Below are 16107 nucleotides of genomic sequence, written 5' to 3'. Positions count from 1 at the left end.
AGACCAAGGGTACGGACATGACCGACCACTACGACAACCTAGAAATCCGTGACCCCGCCGAACGCGAACGCGACCTGCTCGCCGCACTGCCCCGGCAGGTCGCGCAGGCCCAGACCGCCGCACCCGCGTTCACGAAGATCCTCGACGGCGTGAAGCCCGCGGACGTCACGACGCGCGAAGCGCTCGCCAGGCTGCCGGTCACGCGCAAGTCGGAATTGCTCGAACTGCAGAAGGCCAGGCGCGAGGACGATCCGTTCGGCGGCTTCTCTTCGATCGGGCGCGGCGCGCGCATGCCGCGCGTGTTCGCCAGCCCCGGCACCATCTACGAGCCCGAGGGCGAGGCGCGCGACTACTGGCGCACCGCGCGTGCGCTGCACGCCGCGGGCTTCAGGAACGGCGAGCTCATTCACAACAGCTTCAGCTACCACATGACGCCCGCGGGCTCGATCATGGAAAGCGGCGCGCGCGCCATGGGCTGCACCGTGTTCGCGGGCGGCACCGGCCAGACCGAACAGCAGCTCGAGGCCATGGTCGACCTCAAGCCCGAAGGCTATGCCGGCACGCCGAGCTTCCTGAAGATACTGCTGGAGAAGGCCGAGGAGAAAGGGCTGAAGCTGCCCTCGCTCACCAAGGCGCTGGTGTCGGGCGAGGCTTTTCCGCCCAGCCTGCACGACTGGATTGCCGCGCACGGCGTGCAGGGCACGCAGTGCTACGCCACCGCCGACCTGGGCCTCATCGCCTACGAAACCACGGCGCGCGAAGGGCTGGTGATCGACGAGGGCGTGCTGGTAGAGATCGTGCGGCCCGGCACCGGCGACCCGGTGCCCGACGGCGAGGTCGGCGAGGTGGTGGTGACCACCTTCAACCCCGACTACCCGCTGGTGCGCTTCGGCACGGGCGACCTTTCCGCGGTGCTGGCGGGCACCTGCCCCACGGGCCGCACCAACAAGCGCATCAAGGGCTGGCTCGGCCGCGCCGACCAGACCACCAAGGTGCGCGGCATGTTCGTGCACCCCTCGCAGGTGGCCGACGTGGTGCGGCGCTTTCCGGAAGTGCAGCGCGCGCGGCTGGTGGTGTCGGGCGAGATGGGCGACGACCGCATGACGCTGAAGATCGAATGCGCGAGCGCCCCCGAAGGGCTGGACGCGCGCATTGCCGACGCGGCGCGCGAGGTGACCAAGCTGCGCGCCACCATCGAGCAGGTGGCGCCGGGCAGCCTGCCCAACGACGGCAAGGTGATCGAGGACGCGCGCAGCTACAAGTAGCAGCAGCGGCTACAGGCTGTTCTTGTAGAGCCGGCGCGTGACGGAGCGCGCCAGCGTCATCACCAGCGCCATGTAGACCAGCACCAGCGCCAGCACGAAGCCGACGATGCCGCCGCCGCTGTAGAAGCTGAACGACGCCTTCGCCGCTAGGAACAGCCATGCCAGCGCGATGACGATGCAGCCCACCTGCACCAGCGCGAACGACAGCACGCCCGCGGCCACGGCCCTGAACGGGCGCACCGCGGGCAGCGCGGGAAATGTTCCCGGCCGGGTGCCCAGCCATGCACCCCACCAGGCCAGCGCGAAGCCCACCACCAGCGGCAGACCCCAGGTCAGCAGCAGCACCACGACGCTCAAGCCCGGTGCCGGAAAGGCCCAGCGGGCCGCGGCCAGGCTGCCCCAGAGCTGCAGCGCGGAAAACATGGCGGCGACCACCAGGGCGACGGCGCGGCGCGGTGGCACGCCGAGGGCCTCGGGCGCATCGACGGCGACAGCCTCCCCGGCATCGAGCGCCTCCATGCGCGGCACGCTCGCGTTCGCCACCCGGCTCTTCGCCAGCGCGATCCACGCCGCCAGCCACACGCCCAGCACGAGCACCACCAGCTGCACCAGCGACTGCAGCAGCATCGCCACGCCCATGTACACGCGCGGCGAGTACGCGAAGGCATCCTCGAAGCGGCCGCCCGGCATGAACATCACCTGCAGCTCGTAGAACAGCGGCGTCAGCGCGTAGTAGTTCAGCACCATCACCAGCACCCACACGCCGCCGAAGCGCAGCCGCGCGTCGTGCGCCAGCGCCACGCGGGCCATGCCCATGCGTTCGAGCGCGCTGCGGCCGTGGCTCCACGCCAGCGTGGAAACCAGCGTCCACGACATGACCATGCCGATGAGCAGCGTCACCCACACGTCGGGCGTGGCGTAGGCGCTGCGCAGCTGCTCGGACTCCGGCCTGGACGGCACCAGCAGCAAGGCCATGTTGATGACGAACATCGCCGCGTCCAGCCCCACCGCGATGAGCGCGAAGTCGCGGGGCAGGCGCAGTGCGCGCACGTAGGAAGGGGTCGCCGACATAGGAATACTTTCGCTTTGAATCAGGCGTGCCGCAGGGGCACGCGAACCCAGCGAGGGTATCGGATGACGGCGCGCGCGCCGTGTAGGTTCAGTGCGCGAGTGCGGCTTCGCCCTCCGTCTTTCGGGGCGCGGGGCCGACGTACACCGACTGCGGGCGAATCAGCCGCCCCTTCTTCACCTGCTCGCGCGCATGCGCCAGCCAGCCGCCGACACGGCCCGCGGCGAACACGCAGGTGAAGCTCTCGCGGCCGAAGCCCAGCGCCTCCAGCAGCAGCGCGGTGTAGAACTCCACGTTGGTTTCCAGCGCGCGGCCGGGCTTCTTCTCGCGCAGGATGGCGAGCGCGGCCTGCTCGGCGGCTTCGGCGAGCTCGAAGCGCGCCGCGTTCACGCTGCCCTCGGCCCCGAGCTTGCGCAGCGCGCCCTTCAGCGCATCGGCGCGCGGATCGCGCACGCGGTAGATGCGGTGGCCGAAGCCCATCAGCCGCTGGCCGCCGGCCACCGCCTCCTCGAGCCAGGCGCGCGCGTTGGCGGCGGTGCCGATGGCGTCGAGCGCATCGAGCACCGGGCCCGGCGCGCCGCCGTGCAGCGGGCCCTTGAGCGCGCTGATGCCGGCCAGCACGGCCGAGGCGAGCCCCGCGCCGGTCGAGGCCACCACGCGCGCGGCAAAGGTCGAGGCGTTCAGGCCGTGGTCGCACACGGTGACGAGGTAGGTGTCGAGCGCCGCGGCCTGCACCGGCGTGGGCGCGCGGCCGTGCAGCATGCGCAGCATGTCGGCCGCGTGCGGCAGCGACTCGTCGGGCGGCAGCGCCTGCACCCCCAGCCGCCAGCGCATGACCGCGGCGGTGTAGACCGCGGGCGCGGCCAGCAGGCGCAGGGCGGTGGGCAGGTCGTCGCCATCGGGCAGGCGCGCCATCAGCGCGCGCACCGCCTCGATGGGCGGCATGCGGCGCAACACCGCGTCGTCGTTGGGCTGCAGCCGCTCGAAGGCTTCGCGGCGCGCGCGGCCGATGGCGGCGCGCAGGCCGTCTTGCGGCGGCAGTGTGTCGAAGAAGCCCTCGAACAGCAGCGCCACCACGTCTTCGTAGCGCCAGCGCTGCGCGATCTCGTCGAGCTCGTGCCCGCGAATCACCAGCCGCCCGGCCTCGCCGTCCACCTCGGACAGCACCGTGCGCGCAGCCACCACGCCTTCGAGGCTGCCATCGTCGTCGTTCATCGTCTTTGCTCCTGTGTTCACGATGAACCCGATTCTGGCCACACGGACATTGACGTCAATCTTGATCTATTCTGTCAACATGACATCGACCCAAGCACCGCTGTGGCTGCCCGCCGCCGACGCCCTCGCGCTGATGCAGGTGCGCCCGCAAACGCTCTATGCCAGCGTGAGCCGCGGGCGCATCCGCGCCAAGCCCGACGCCGCCGACCCGCGCCGCAGCCTCTACCACCGCGACGACGTGCAGCGCGTCGCGGCGCGCACGCGCGGCCGGCGCAGCAGCGAGACGGTGGCGAGCGAAGCCATCCAGTGGGGCGAGCCGGTGCTGGCCTCGGGCGTGTCGACGGTGGCCGAGGGCCGGTTGCTGTACCGCGGGCAGGACGCGTGCGAACTGGCCGCGCACGCCACGCTCGAAGAAGCCGCGGGGGTGCTGTGGGACAGCGCGGCGCCGGGCTTCGTTTCGCGCGCGCACATCAAGGCATCGGCACCGGCACTGGCAACCGCATCGGCACCGAAAAACACGCTGCCGCTGCAGGCCGGGCTGGTCGCGCTGGCATCGCGCGCCGCCACCGACCTGCCCACGCGCGGCCGCTCACGCGCCGTGCTGCAGGCGGAAGCCGCGGAGGTGATCGGCACGCTGGCCGATGCGCTGCTCGGCCCCGCGCCCTCTCGCACCACACCGCTGCCGCTGCCGCTGCCGATGCCAATGCCAATGCACCTTCGCATCGCGTCGGCATGGCGCCGCCCGCGCGCCGCCGACGACCTGCGCCGCGCGCTGGTGCTGCTGGCCGACCACGAGCTCAACGCATCGACCTTCGCGGCGCGCGTGACGGCATCAACGGGCGCCTCGGTGGCGGCGTGCCTGCTCACGGGTCTTTCGACGTTGACGGGCCCGCTGCATGGCGGCGCCGCCGCCGCGGTGCAGGCCCTGATGCGCAACGCCACGGCCATCGGCACCGAGGCCGCGGTGCGCGAATGGCTGGCGCACGACCGGCCGCTCGCCGCCTTCGGGCATCCGCTGTACGCCAACGGCGACGTGCGCTGCAACGCGCTGCTGGCGAACATCGAACTGCCCGCGTCGTTCGCCGAGTTGCGCGATGTGGGCGAACGGCTGCTGGGCGAGGCCGTGAACATCGACTTCGCGCTGGCCGCCCTCGCGGCCGTGCACAAGCTGCCGGCCGGCGCGCCGCTCACGCTGTTCGCGCTCGCGCGCACGGTCGGCTGGACCGCCCATGTGCTGGAACAGCAGGCGGCGGGCCAGCTGATACGGCCGCGCGCCCGCTACACGGGACCGGCGGCACTGGGCCCTGCGGCTCCAGCGGTCAGTGCAGCTCCGCCTCGTGCGCCACTTCGAAGAGCTTCGTCATCTCGCGGTTGAAGGCCGGCAGGTCGTCGGGCTTGCGGCTGGTCACCAGGGTGTGATCGACCACCACCTCGGCGTCGCTCCACTGCGCGCCCGCGTTCTGCAGGTCGGCGCGCAGTGAGGGCCACGAGGTCAGCTTGCGGCCCTTGACGCCGCCCGCGTCGATGAGCGTCCACGGCCCGTGGCAGATCGCCGCAATGGGCTTGCCCGCTTCCACGAAGGCACGCACGAAGGCGACAGCCTTCTCGTCGATGCGCAGCGTGTCGGGGTTGACCACGCCGCCGGGCAGCAGCAGTGCATCGAAGTCGTCGGGGTTGGCGCTCTTCAGCGGCACGTCGACCTCGAAGCTGTCGGCCGGGTCGTGGTGCTTCCAGCCGCGAACGCGGCCGTCGGCCGGCGAAACGATCTGCGTGTGCGCGCCGGCGCCGTCCAGCGCCTTGCGCGGCTCGGTCAGCTCGACCTGCTCGAAGCCGTCGGCCACGAGGATGGCGACCTTCATTCCGTCAAGGCAAGAGGAGGTGGTGGGCATGTGTGGGATCTCCATGGGGTTGCAGAAAAACGGGCAATGAAGACCCACCCTAAGGGCTGCGCGGCACGGCCGCATCGTCCTGCGTCGGGTCCGTTTGTCGGACAAGTCGACGGGCAGACCGACGGGCTGAACGACGGGCAGACGGGTGCGCAAGAAGTGCCACGGCCCGAGCGAAAAACCGCTCGGTCAGCGGTTCTTTCGCGCCCCGCGCGGGCCCGGGCCGCCGCGCGAATCCCGCCGCTCGCCTAAGGGCTATTGGGTATAGGTCAGGCTCCAGTCAGCCCTTAAGATCGCGGCCATTTTTACCCCCTCTCGGAGACGACATGAAGAAACTGTTCGCCCTCGCGGCGATTGCCGCCGCAGCCGTCGGTGCCCACGCCCAGGACTTTCCGGCGGGCAAGACCGTCACGCTGGTGGTGCCTTTCGCGGCCGGCGGCCCGACCGACCGCGTGGCGCGCGACCTGGCCGAAGCCATGCAGAAGACGCTGGGCACGACCATCGTGGTGGACAACACCGCGGGCGCGGGCAGTTCCATCGGCACGGCCAAGGTGGCGCGCGCCAACCCCGACGGCTACACGCTGCTGCTGAACCACATCGGCATGTCCACCATGCCGGCGCTGTACCGCAAGCTGCCCTTCAACGTGGAAACCGACTTCGAGTACCTGGGCATGGTCAACGAAGTGCCGATGACGCTCATCGGCAAGCCCACGCTGCCGGCCAACAACTACAAGGAACTGACCGCCTGGATCGCGGCCAACAAGGGCAAGATCAACCTGGGCAACGCCGGCCTGGGCGCCGCGTCGCACCTGTGCGGCCTGCTGTTCCAGAGCGCGCTGAAGGTCGAGATGACGCCCGTTCCCTACAAGGGCACGGCCCCGGCCATCGCCGACCTGCTGGGCGGCCAGATCGACCTGCTGTGCGACCAGACCACCAACACCACCTCGCAGATCGAGGCCAAGAAGGTGAAGGCCTATGCCGTCACCACCGCCAAGCGCCTGACCACGCCCGCGCTGAAAGACCTGCCCACGCTGGACGAGTCGGGCGTGAAGGGCTTCGAGGTCTCGATCTGGCACGGCGTGTACGCGCCCAAGGGCACGCCCGCGCCGGTGCTGAAGAAGCTCAACGACGCCATCACCGCGGCCATGAAGGACCCGGGCTTCATCAAGCGTGAAGAGGCGCTGGGCGCCGTGATTACCACCGACAGCCGCACCCAGCCGGCGGAACACAAGAAGTTCGTCTCCGCCGAGATCGCCAAGTGGGGCCCGATCATCAAGGCCGCGGGCGTGTACGCCGACTGACGCAGCCGCCTTCCGCATCCACGGCCGCGAGGCCGCGCGAAGCCGCTTGCGCCCCCCGGGGCCAGGCGGCTTTTTTGCTGGCATTTTTGCCGGCGATTTTGTTTATGCTCGCCGGGCTTTCCTGCACGCCACCCTCCCCTCTTTCATGCGTCTTCGCGGCACCCTGCCTGTGCTGGCCTTGCTGGCCGGAGCTGCGGCCATGGCGGAGCAAGCGCAGCAAGCGCTGCCGCCGCAGGCCTCGCAACCCGCTCGAACACTGCTTTGGGTGTGGGACCGCCCCCAGCTCTTCACCTCGCCGCCCGCGGGCACGGGCATCGCCTACCTGCACGCCACGGTGCGCCTGAGCGGCACGCAGAGCCGCACGGCCTGGCGCCAGTGGCCGCTGCGCATTGCCCCGGGCGTCACCTTGATTCCGGTGGTGCACGTCTCGCTCGACAACCTCGCACCCTCGCCCGTCGACGAGGCGCAGCAGCAGGCGATCGGCGCCGCGCTGGACCATGCGGCGGCGCACAGCCGCTCGGGGTGGGTGCAGCTGGACTTCGAGGCGCGCCGCAGCCAGCGCGAGGCCTACGTCGCGCTGCTGCAGCGCCTGCAGCCGATGCGCGCGCGCGTGCGGCTCTCGGCCACGGCGCTGGCCTCGTGGTGCGTGGGCGACCCTTGGTTGCCGGCCGGCCTGCTCGACGAGGTGGTGCCGATGTACTTCCGCATGGGGGCCGAATCTGCGCGCATTCGCCAGCGGCTGGCCGCCACGGGCGAGGCGCCGGTGGCGGCCTGTCGCGATGCTGCCGGGCTGCTGCTCGGCGAGCCCTGGCCCGCGTTGAAGAACGTGAAGCGGCGCTACGTGTTCCACACGGGCGCGTGGAAGAACGAAGACTTGCAGAAGCTCCGTACCGAAAACACGGACGACCCGAACAACACCACCGACACCAACAAATCCAGGGACGCAAAACAATGATTCACTCCATTCCGCGTGCGACGCGCGCCGGCTTCAGGTGGCTCGCGCTGGCGGCCTCACTGGCCGCATCGCTGATGGCCGCCACCGCGCACGCCAGCGGCGGCGGCGACCCCGTCGACCTGTTCTTCGCCACCGCCCGGCCCGACCAGCCGGTGCGCGAGTTCGTCGAACGGCCCGCCGGCTACTACACCGACTACCTCGTGCCCTACCAGGTGCTCTGGTACTGGCGCCTGCACGGCCAGGCGCTTTCGCCGGAGGCGATGCGCGTCTTTTCCGACCTGCTGGAAAAGCTGCCGCGCGAGGACAACGGCATGGACGACACCGACACCGCCTGGACCGCATGGCGCGAGGCCCGCGGCAGCGCCTACGCGAAGCTGGGCCGTCCATTGGCGGAGACGGCAAAGCCTGCCACGCCGCCGTCGCAGCAAGCCCCGCAGTGGAACGCCGACAGCCTGCAAGCCAGCCCCAACTGCTTCTACGGCGACGCCTTCCGCAACGCGACGAAGACGCTCGCCCAGCGCCTGGCGCTGGCCGCCGGCGACAAGGCCGCCGCGCCCTTCGTGCTGCACTGGCTGCAGATGCAGGACAGCGTGTTCGACACCTGCAACGAGAAGGCCGCCGCCACCCCGGCGCCCGAGCTGCCCGCCCGCGCGCCCGCGTGGCTGAAGGATGACCACGCCTACCAGCTGGCCGCGCAGCGCTTCTACGCCGATGACCTGGCCGGCGCGGACACCGCCTTCACCGAAATTGCAGACAGCGCAGCCAGCAAGGCCAGCCCCTGGCGCGACCTCGCGGCGTACATGCGCCTGCGCGTGCTGGCCCGCCAGAACCCCGGCAGCGAGCCCTCGTTCTCGGAGGGCGACGGCCCCGGCAAGGAAAGCCCCGAGGCGCTCCGCCAGCAGGCCGCGCTCACCAAGGCGGTGGACGCCATCGCGCTGCCGCTGTTGAAGAACCCGCGCGTGCAGCCGCTGCACGCGTCGGTGCACCGGCTGGCCGAGGCGCTGCGCATTCGCTACCTCACGCCGGGCACGCGGCTGCAGCGCCTGGCCGACAGCCTGAAGACGCCGGGCACACCCGAGGAAGCCGCGGCCAGGCTGCTGCTGCTGAACCACGAGTTCCGCACCTGCGCCATCGCCGGTTGCGCGTACGTGGGGCCGGAACAGAAGTCGGACCTGGTGCAGTGGCTCAGCACGGTGCGCGGCTTCGACGGGCCGTCGGGCGGGCTCGGCTCGCAAGCGACGTGGCGCGAAACCGTCAGCTGGAGCAGCTACCAGCGCACCCACGAACTCGCCTGGCTGATGGCCGCGGCGAGCCTGGTGCCGGTGAGCGCCGCGGCCGACGACCCGCGCGAGGCGCAGCTGCAGGCCGCGCTGGCGGCCGTGCCCGCGGACCACCCCGCGCGCTTCGCCGCCACGCAACTGCGGGCGCAGCGCCTGTTCGCGCAGGGCCGCTTCAAGGCGGCGCGCGAGCTCGTCGCGCCGTCGTTGGATTCACCGCTGATCGCCCACAGCCTCTCGGGCCAGAACCTCGTGAAGGCGCTGCTGCTGCCCACGGCCGCGTCGGAAGAAGAATGGCGCCGCCTGGCGATCCGCCCGGTGGTGGCGCGCAGCGACCCCGAGTCGCAAGAGGCCAGGCCGAGCGCGGTGCCGCTGGCCAGTGCCTTCGACGACGACGTGGCGCGCTTCTTGAACACGCGCGCGCCGCTGGCCATGTGGCTGCGCCTGGCCGCCGACCCGGCGCTGGCGCCCGCGCTGCGCGACACGCTGCTGGAAACCGCATGGACGCGCGCCGTGCTGGCCGAGGACTACGCCGCGGCCCGCCGCGCGGCCGAGCTGCGCATCGCGTCCGCGCAGAAGCCTCCCGCTCAGGCGCCGGCGGCGGCCGGGCGTTCAGGTCCGGGCCCCGACCCCATCGCCGGCATGCGCCGCTCGATCGCGTTGGCGACGACGGACAAGGCCGCCTGGCACCGCCTGCTGCTGGAGCGCATGGCCAGCACCACCGAGACGCTGCAGCCGCCGCACTGGCCCGACGCCGGCTGGGACATCCGGCCCACGCCGCTCAAGCCCGGGCTGGTACGCACCTACGACCGCGGCGCGACCGTCGGCAGCTACGGCAAGTGGTGCAACACGCTCGGCGTGCCGACCACGGGGTCGCAAGCCGCGGGGCAGGCCGACTTCGACATGCCCGCGTTCCTGCCGCAGCAAGAACGCGCGCAGCAGGCGGCGCTGGTCGCCAGGCTGCGCACGGTGCCGCAGGACTCGGTGTACTTCACGCAGGAAAGCCTGGCGCTGATGCAGCGCGACCGCGCCGACCCGCTGGTGCCGCAGGCGCTGTCGGTGGCCGTGAAGATGGCGCGCTACACCTGCCAGGACAAGGCGGTGGGCGACTGGTCGCGCAAGGGCCTGCAGGCCCTGCACGCGAACTACCCGAAGTCGACCTGGGCGGCCAGCACGCAGTACTGGTACGGCGGGCGATAGCAGGACACACCGCGAGCGCCCATGACGCTCGCCCGCCAGCAGGCTACTTCGGCCTGATCGCGTCCGCCGTGCCCTGGATGAACGCCTTGATGCTCTCGATGTCGTCGCCCGACAGCTTGCCCGTGAAGTCGGGCATGCCGCGCGCCATGGCCGGGCCCTTCAGGATGAACTTGTCCAGGTTCTCGATGTAGGCCGCGTCCAGGTAGCCCAGGTTGGGAATGTTGCCGCCGCGGTCCACGCCCGGCACGCCGTGGCAGAACACGCAGTTGCTCACGTACAGCATGGTGCCGGCCTGCACCTTGGCGGGGTCGTACTTCACGCCCTGCACCAGCTTGTCCATGCGGTACTGCACGAACTCCGGCATCTTGGCGGTGCCGCCCACGGCAAAGGTGTAGACCGTGCCCGGGCCCTGCTTTTCGGTGGCGCGCTGCGCCAGGCCGTACACGCCGCCCCAGCCCACGGCCACCGACACGTACTGCTTGCCGTCCACCATGTAGGTGGAGGGCGCGGCCACCACGCCGGTGCCGGTGGGCGACTCCCAGAGCTTGTCGCCGGTCTTGGCGTTGTAGGCCAGCAGCCGGCCGTCGGCCGTGCCCTGGAACACCAGGTTGCCGGCGGTGGTGAGCGTGCCGCCGTTCCAGGGCGACACGTAGTCCACGCCCCAGGCTTCCTTCTGCGTCACCGGGTCCCAGGCCACCAGCCGGCCCGAGGGCTTGCTCTTGGGCGGCTCCACGTTGGCGAACTTGCCCAGGTTCCAGCCCAGGCCGGCATGCGGGCGGCCGGGCACGTCTTCGTTGAACTTCCAGTCCTTGTCGTCCATCAGGTTGATCGGCACGTGCTGCGACGGCAGGTAGGCCAGGCCGGTCTGCGGGTTGAACGACATCGGGTGCCAGTTGTGCGCGCCGAACGGGCCCGGAATGGCGTCGTTGGGCCTGGTGCCGTCGCGCGCCGAGGCCACCACGTTGGGCCGGCCGTTCTTGTCGTAGCCGGTGGCCCAGTTCACCTCGGTGAAGTTCTTCGCCGAGATGAACTTGCCGTTGGTGCGGTCGATGACGAAGAAGAAGCCGTTCTTCGGCGCGTGCAGCAGCACCTTGCGCGGCTTGCCGTCGAGCTTCACGTTGGCCAGGATCATCGACTGCGTGGAGGTGTAGTCCCAGTTGTCGCCGGGCGTCTCCTGGTAGTGCCACTTGTACTTGCCGGTGTCGGGGTCCAGCGCCACCACCGAGCCCAGGTAGAGGTTGTCGCCGCCGCCGGGGCTGCGCGCCTTGTGCGACCACGGCGAGCCGTTGCCGGTGCCCACGTACATCAGGTTGAGCTCGGGGTCGAAGGCGAAGCTGTCCCACGCGGTGCCGCCGCCGCCGGCCTCCCAGTACTTGCCCGACGGGTCCCAGGTCTTGGCGGCGCGCGCCATCGAGGCGTCCTCGAAGGGCTTGGCCGGGTCGCCCGGCACCACGAACCAGCGCCACTTCTGGTCGCCGGTCTTCGCGTCGTAGGCGGTCACGAAGCCGCGCACGCCGTACTCGGCGCCGCCGTTGCCGATGATGACCTTGCCCTTGAACACGCGCGGCGCGCCGGTGATGGTGTAGCTGCCCTTCTGCCCTTCGAGCGTGTTCTTCTCCCACACGGCCTGGCCGGTGGCCGCGTCGAGCGCGATGAGGCGGCCGTCGTACGCCGCCACGTAGACCTTGCCTTCGTAAATTGCCACGCCGCGGTTCACCACGTCGCAGCAGCCCCTGTAGCCTTTCGATTTATCGACCTGCGGATCGAAGGTCCACAGCTTCTGCCCGGTGCGCGTGTCGATGGCGTGCACCACGCTCCACGAGGCGGTGACGTACATGATGCCGTCCACCACCAGCGGCGTGGCCTCCACGCCGCGCGTGGACTCCAGGTTGTACGACCAGACCAGCCCCAGGTCCTTCACGTTGCCCGCGTTCACCTGGTCGAGCTTGCTGAAGCGCGACTCCGAGTAGTCGAGCCCCACGCTGGGCCAGTCGGGGGTTTTCTGCGCCGCGTTGGCGCGGATGAAGCCGCCGTCGACGCGCTTCGTGGCGCTCGCGGCGCGCTCCTGCGCAGTCTGCGCCGTCTGTGCCGCGCCCGGCATGGCGACCAGGGCCGTGCCGCCCAGGCACAGCAATGCGCCGGCGAGCATCCGCAGCCCGGAGTGTGTTGTGGTCATCGCAGGTCTCCTTGTGTGCCGCAAGGATGGTCCGCCGGGGCTTCGCCTTCACCCCCGGGATTTCCCCAGTCCGGCGATGTTCCATTGCGGAACACATTCAGCGCTGGCCCCGAACCGGGAGACGACGACCCCATGGCACTCGACAGAATCGGCACCGCGGATGCGCCGCGCCAGCTCTTCGCCAGCACGCCCGCGCAGCGCGTGGCGCTCGCGCGGCAGCAGTTCTTCGAAGAAGGCGTGCGCCCGTCGGGCCTGGTCGGCGAGGCGGTGATCCAGTCGTGGCTGCGCTGCACCCGCACGCATGCCGACCGCCAGCGGCTGGTGCCCTTCGACCCCGTCACACCGAGCCGGCTGCACGCCACGCTGGCGCGCAACCGCGAGCTGCTCGAGGTGGCGCGCAAGGAGCTCGCGCAGATGGAGAACATGCTCGCGGGCACCGACTGCCGCGTGATCCTCACCGACAGCGAAGGCGTGGTGGTGCACGTCACCGACCAGCCGCCCGCCGCGCACCAGCCGGTGCTGTGCAAGACGGCGCGCGTGGGCGTGAACATTTCGGAGCGCATCGTCGGCACCACGGCGCCGGGCATCGTGGCCAGCACCGGGCAGGCCTGCACGGTCGATGGCGCGGAGCACTACTTCGACGTGCTGCGCCACATGCAGTGCGCGGCCGCGCCCATCCGCGACGTGAGCGGCGAGCTGGCCGGCGTGCTCGACCTCACGGCCGAGGCGCGGCGCTTCGGCTTCGACGCGGCGTCGATGGTGGCGCTGTATGCCACCACCATCGAGAACCGGCTGCTGCAGGCGCAGTCGCGCGACCACCTGATCCTGCGCTTCCAGGCCAGCCCCACGTTGCTGGGCACGCCGCTGGAAGCGCTGGCCGGCATTGCGCCCGACGGCACCATCGCCTGGCTCAACAACGCCGGCGCGCGGCTGCTTGGGCGGCTGCCCGAGGCGGCGGATGAACGCGACGTCGAGTGCCTGCTGGGGCACGACATGGCGAGCCTGCTGCGGCTGGGACGGCGCGAGGCCGCGCAACCGCTGCGGCTGGCGAGCGGGCTGGGCGTGTGGGTGCAGGCGCACCTGAAGGGGCCGGACGGCGCGGACTTTCGCCATGGGGTGGCGATGCCGGGGGAGGCATCGAGCGGCATCTCGCATGGCGTACACGGCGCGCATGGTCCGAATGGGTCGCATGCTGCACATGGCGCGCAGGCGATGGCCCTCGATGCCGATACCGTCTCGCGCGTCACCGACAACGACGAACCCGCGCCGCATGCGGAAACGCTGCGCGAGCACAGCCGCAAGCTGATCGAGGACACGCTCGCCGCGCACGGCGGCAATGTGTCGCAGGCGGCGCGGCAGCTCAACGTGTCGCGCGGCACGCTGTACCGCCGCATGCGTGGCTGGCGGGAAGGGGCTGCGGAAGACGCCGAGCAAGGCGCCGCGTTGCCCTCTTCGGAAGACGCCGAGCAAGGCGCCGCGTTGCCCTCTTCCTCCCCCTGCAGCTGATCAGGCCACCGCGCGCGCCAGCGCACGCGCCCGGCGCGCCTTGGCATCGGGCTGCAGCGGCCGCAGGTACTCGTGCAGCGCCAGCGCCGCCGCGCCCACCGCGGGCGCCAGTGCCCCGTAGCGTGCGGTGCGCAGGTCCGGCGGCGGCATGCCGGCACCGTCGGCGTGCCGCTTCACGCTTTCGAAGGCCGCCTGCGCAAAGCCCGGATGGTCCGCGCACGCCTTGCCGCCGAGCACGATCGCGCGCGGATTGAAGGTGACCCACAGGTTCTGCAGCAGCACGCCGAAGAACGCGGCGGCGCGCTGCAGGTCGGCGCCCTGGCGCTCCAGCACGCGCGAGCCGAAGAAGGCCTCGGCGCAGCCGCGCCGCCCGCACGAGCACCGCGGCCCGTCGAGTTCGAGGATGGTGTGGCCGATTTCGCCGGCCATGCCCTGCGCGCCGGTGAAGAGCCGGTCGTTCAGCACCACGCCCGCGCCCACGCCGACGTCGCAGTTCACGAAGATGAGCGGGTCTTCGCCGTCCTGCCCCTGTGCGTCCGGCTGGCCCGCGCGACGCTCTCCAGCGGCGAACTCGTACTCGCCCAGCGCCGCCGCATCCGCATCGTTCTGCAGCTGCACCGTCACGCCCGGCAGGCCGACGGCGCCGAAGGCTTTTTCCAGCGCGGGCAGCAGGCTCACGTTGCGCCAGCCGAGGTTGGGCGCGAAGCGGACCACGCCGGTGCAGTCGTCCACCGCGCCGGGCACGCACACGCCGATGCTCGACAGCTGCAGCCCGAGCCGCTGCAGCATCGCGTGGCCGATGGCCGCCATGCGCGCCACCTGCGCGCACACGCCGGCGGGCGCGCTGTCGGTCAGCGCGTGGGTGTTCGAGTACAGCACCTCGCCCTGCAGCGACACGCACACCAGGCGCACGGTTTCCACCGCGATCTCCACGCCCATCAGCGCGCGCACGCCCACGTTGATCTGCAGCGGCGTCGACGGCCGCCCCAGCCCGTCGGCCACGGCGGTGTCGGCCTCGCTGAGCCAGCCTTCGTCGATGAGCTCGCGCGCCAGCAGGCTCACGGTCGACTTGGTGAGGCCGCTTTCGGTGGCCAGCCGCGCGCGCGACAGGCCGGGCTGCGCGCGCAGCAGCCGCAGCAGCACGCTGCGGTTCATGCGCTTCAGCAGCTGCTGGTCGCCGATGGTGGTCACGTCAGGCCGCCGTGGTCCTTGCGGCGCCGGAGGCGGCTGAAGCGAGGGCAGCGGTCGCTGCATGCGGTGCTTGTTCCCTGCCTTCGGGCCGCTTGCCCGCGATGATCATGCCGAGCACCTCGTCCTCGGTCACGTCGGCGGTGCGGTAGGTGCCCACGAGCTTGCCGTTCTTCATCACGGCGAGCCGGTCGCTCAGCGAGAACACGTCGGGCATGTCGTGGGTGATGAGGAAAATGCCGACGCCGTCGTCCTTCAGCTGCTTCACCAGCCGCCCGACCATGGCGGTTTCCTCGGGGCCTAGCGCGGCGCAGGGCTCGTCCATGATGAGGATGCGCGCGTTGAAGTACAGCGCCCGCGAAATGGCCACCACCTGCCGCTGCCCGCCCGACAGGCGCCGCACGGGAATGCGGATGTTGGTGAAGTTCTTGTTCAGGCGCTGGAACACCTTGCGCGCCTGTATCTCCATGAAGTGATCGTCCAGCGTGTTCCAGGCGGTCATCTTCTCGCGGCCCAGGAACAGGTTGGCCACCGAGTCGAGGTTGTCGGCCAGCGCCAGCGTCTGGTAGATGGTCTCGATGCCTTGCGCCTGCGCCTCGGCCGGCGTGCGGATGTTGACCTTCTCGCCCGCGATCAGGGTGTCGCCCGAATCGATCGGGTACGCACCCGCGAGCATCTTCATGAGCGTCGACTTGCCCGCGCCGTTGTGGCCCAGCAGCGCGACCACTTCGCCGGGATACAGGTTGATGCTCACCCCATCCACAGCCTTGACGCCACCGAAGGACTTGCGGATGTCCTTGAGTTCCACCAAGGGGCTGGATTTGTCCATTGCCGTCATGTCAGTTTCCTTCGTGCAATGACTTTTGTGCTGCTTTGGCTTTGGGTCGTGCTTGCGTTCGGGGCGCGGCCGATCAACGACGGCCCTGAGGGCTCGCGCCGATGCGGTGCCTCTTTTCGAGAAATGAATGCAAAGGGACTTCTCGCTTCCTGGTCACGGTATCGAGTACCAAGATTGATGTGCGAAGTCAATCTGAAACCTTTGGAAGGAGAAGCCCCATGAACGAGATTA

At 70.6% G+C, this 16107-nt stretch carries 12 protein-coding genes; 6 read left to right on the top strand and 6 right to left on the bottom strand.

The features are described 5' to 3' along the window. The first annotated feature begins 17 nt into the window (after positions 1 to 17). Positions 18 to 1265 carry a phenylacetate--CoA ligase family protein gene (locus tag QTI51_RS34055; RefSeq protein ID WP_116910248.1) on the top strand — a complete coding sequence of 416 codons (1248 nt, stop codon included), beginning with the start codon at positions 18 to 20 and terminating at the stop codon, positions 1263 to 1265. A 9-nt stretch (positions 1266 to 1274) separates the two neighbouring features. On the opposite strand, the gene QTI51_RS34050 is transcribed toward QTI51_RS34055, so the two are convergent. Together QTI51_RS34050 and QTI51_RS34045 are read right to left on the bottom strand one after the other, a co-directional pair. Then, complete coding sequence (locus QTI51_RS34050) at positions 1275 to 2336, bottom strand: hypothetical protein (protein ID WP_116910249.1); 1062 nt, start codon at positions 2334 to 2336, stop codon at positions 1275 to 1277. An 88-nt stretch (positions 2337 to 2424) separates the two neighbouring features. Beyond that, a complete protein-coding gene (locus QTI51_RS34045) occupies positions 2425 to 3549 on the bottom strand; it encodes a citrate synthase/methylcitrate synthase (protein ID WP_116910250.1) in 1125 nt (374 codons plus the stop codon). Between the two features lie 79 nt (positions 3550 to 3628). On the opposite strand from QTI51_RS34045, the gene QTI51_RS34040 reads away from it, so the two are divergent. Beyond that, positions 3629 to 4924 carry a citrate synthase gene (locus QTI51_RS34040; RefSeq protein ID WP_116910492.1) on the top strand — a complete coding sequence of 432 codons (1296 nt, stop codon included), beginning with the start codon at positions 3629 to 3631 and terminating at the stop codon, positions 4922 to 4924. On the opposite strand, the gene QTI51_RS34035 is transcribed toward QTI51_RS34040, so the two are convergent. Next, entirely contained in the window at positions 4869 to 5438 is a 570-nt protein-coding gene (locus QTI51_RS34035) for a type 1 glutamine amidotransferase domain-containing protein (protein ID WP_116910491.1), read from the bottom strand. The genes QTI51_RS34040 and QTI51_RS34035 overlap by 56 nt on opposite strands. A 323-nt stretch (positions 5439 to 5761) precedes the next feature. Between QTI51_RS34035 and QTI51_RS34030 the strand changes: the two genes are divergently transcribed. From QTI51_RS34030 to QTI51_RS34020, 3 genes are all read left to right on the top strand, one after another. Next, positions 5762 to 6736, top strand: a complete 975-nt coding sequence (locus QTI51_RS34030) for a tripartite tricarboxylate transporter substrate-binding protein (protein ID WP_116910251.1) — start codon at positions 5762 to 5764, stop codon at positions 6734 to 6736. Between the two features lie 145 nt (positions 6737 to 6881). Further along, entirely contained in the window at positions 6882 to 7691 is an 810-nt protein-coding gene (locus QTI51_RS34025; protein WP_132748851.1) for a hypothetical protein, read from the top strand. Then, positions 7688 to 10168, top strand: coding sequence for a hypothetical protein (locus QTI51_RS34020; protein WP_116910253.1), 2481 nt, complete (start codon positions 7688 to 7690; stop codon positions 10166 to 10168). The genes QTI51_RS34025 and QTI51_RS34020 overlap by 4 nt, the downstream gene beginning before the upstream one ends. A gap of 43 nt (positions 10169 to 10211) precedes the next feature. Here QTI51_RS34020 and QTI51_RS34015 read toward each other — a convergent pair whose 3' ends face one another. Beyond that, on the bottom strand, positions 10212 to 12344 hold the full coding sequence (locus QTI51_RS34015; RefSeq protein WP_116910254.1) for a PQQ-dependent dehydrogenase, methanol/ethanol family: 2133 nt from the start codon (positions 12342 to 12344) through the stop codon (positions 10212 to 10214). Between the two features lie 132 nt (positions 12345 to 12476). On the opposite strand from QTI51_RS34015, the gene QTI51_RS34010 reads away from it, so the two are divergent. Further along, positions 12477 to 13850 (top strand): helix-turn-helix domain-containing protein, encoded by a 1374-nt coding sequence (locus QTI51_RS34010; RefSeq protein ID WP_116910255.1) that lies wholly within the window; start codon positions 12477 to 12479, stop codon positions 13848 to 13850. Here the strand turns inward: QTI51_RS34010 and QTI51_RS34005 are convergent, their stop codons facing one another. Continuing rightward, a complete protein-coding gene (locus tag QTI51_RS34005; RefSeq protein WP_116910256.1) occupies positions 13851 to 15041 on the bottom strand; it encodes an ROK family transcriptional regulator in 1191 nt (396 codons plus the stop codon). It abuts the gene before it with no gap. A gap of 1 nt (position 15042) precedes the next feature. Continuing rightward, complete coding sequence (locus tag QTI51_RS34000) at positions 15043 to 15876, bottom strand: ATP-binding cassette domain-containing protein (protein WP_116910257.1); 834 nt, start codon at positions 15874 to 15876, stop codon at positions 15043 to 15045. Between the last annotated feature and the right edge of the window lie 231 nt (positions 15877 to 16107).

The organism is Variovorax sp. J22G73 (genome assembly GCF_030317035.1).
Classification (GTDB): domain Bacteria; phylum Pseudomonadota; class Gammaproteobacteria; order Burkholderiales; family Burkholderiaceae_C; genus Variovorax.
Note: the sequence above shows the minus strand (reverse complement) of the source record. Positions and strands in the feature narration are given on the sequence as shown.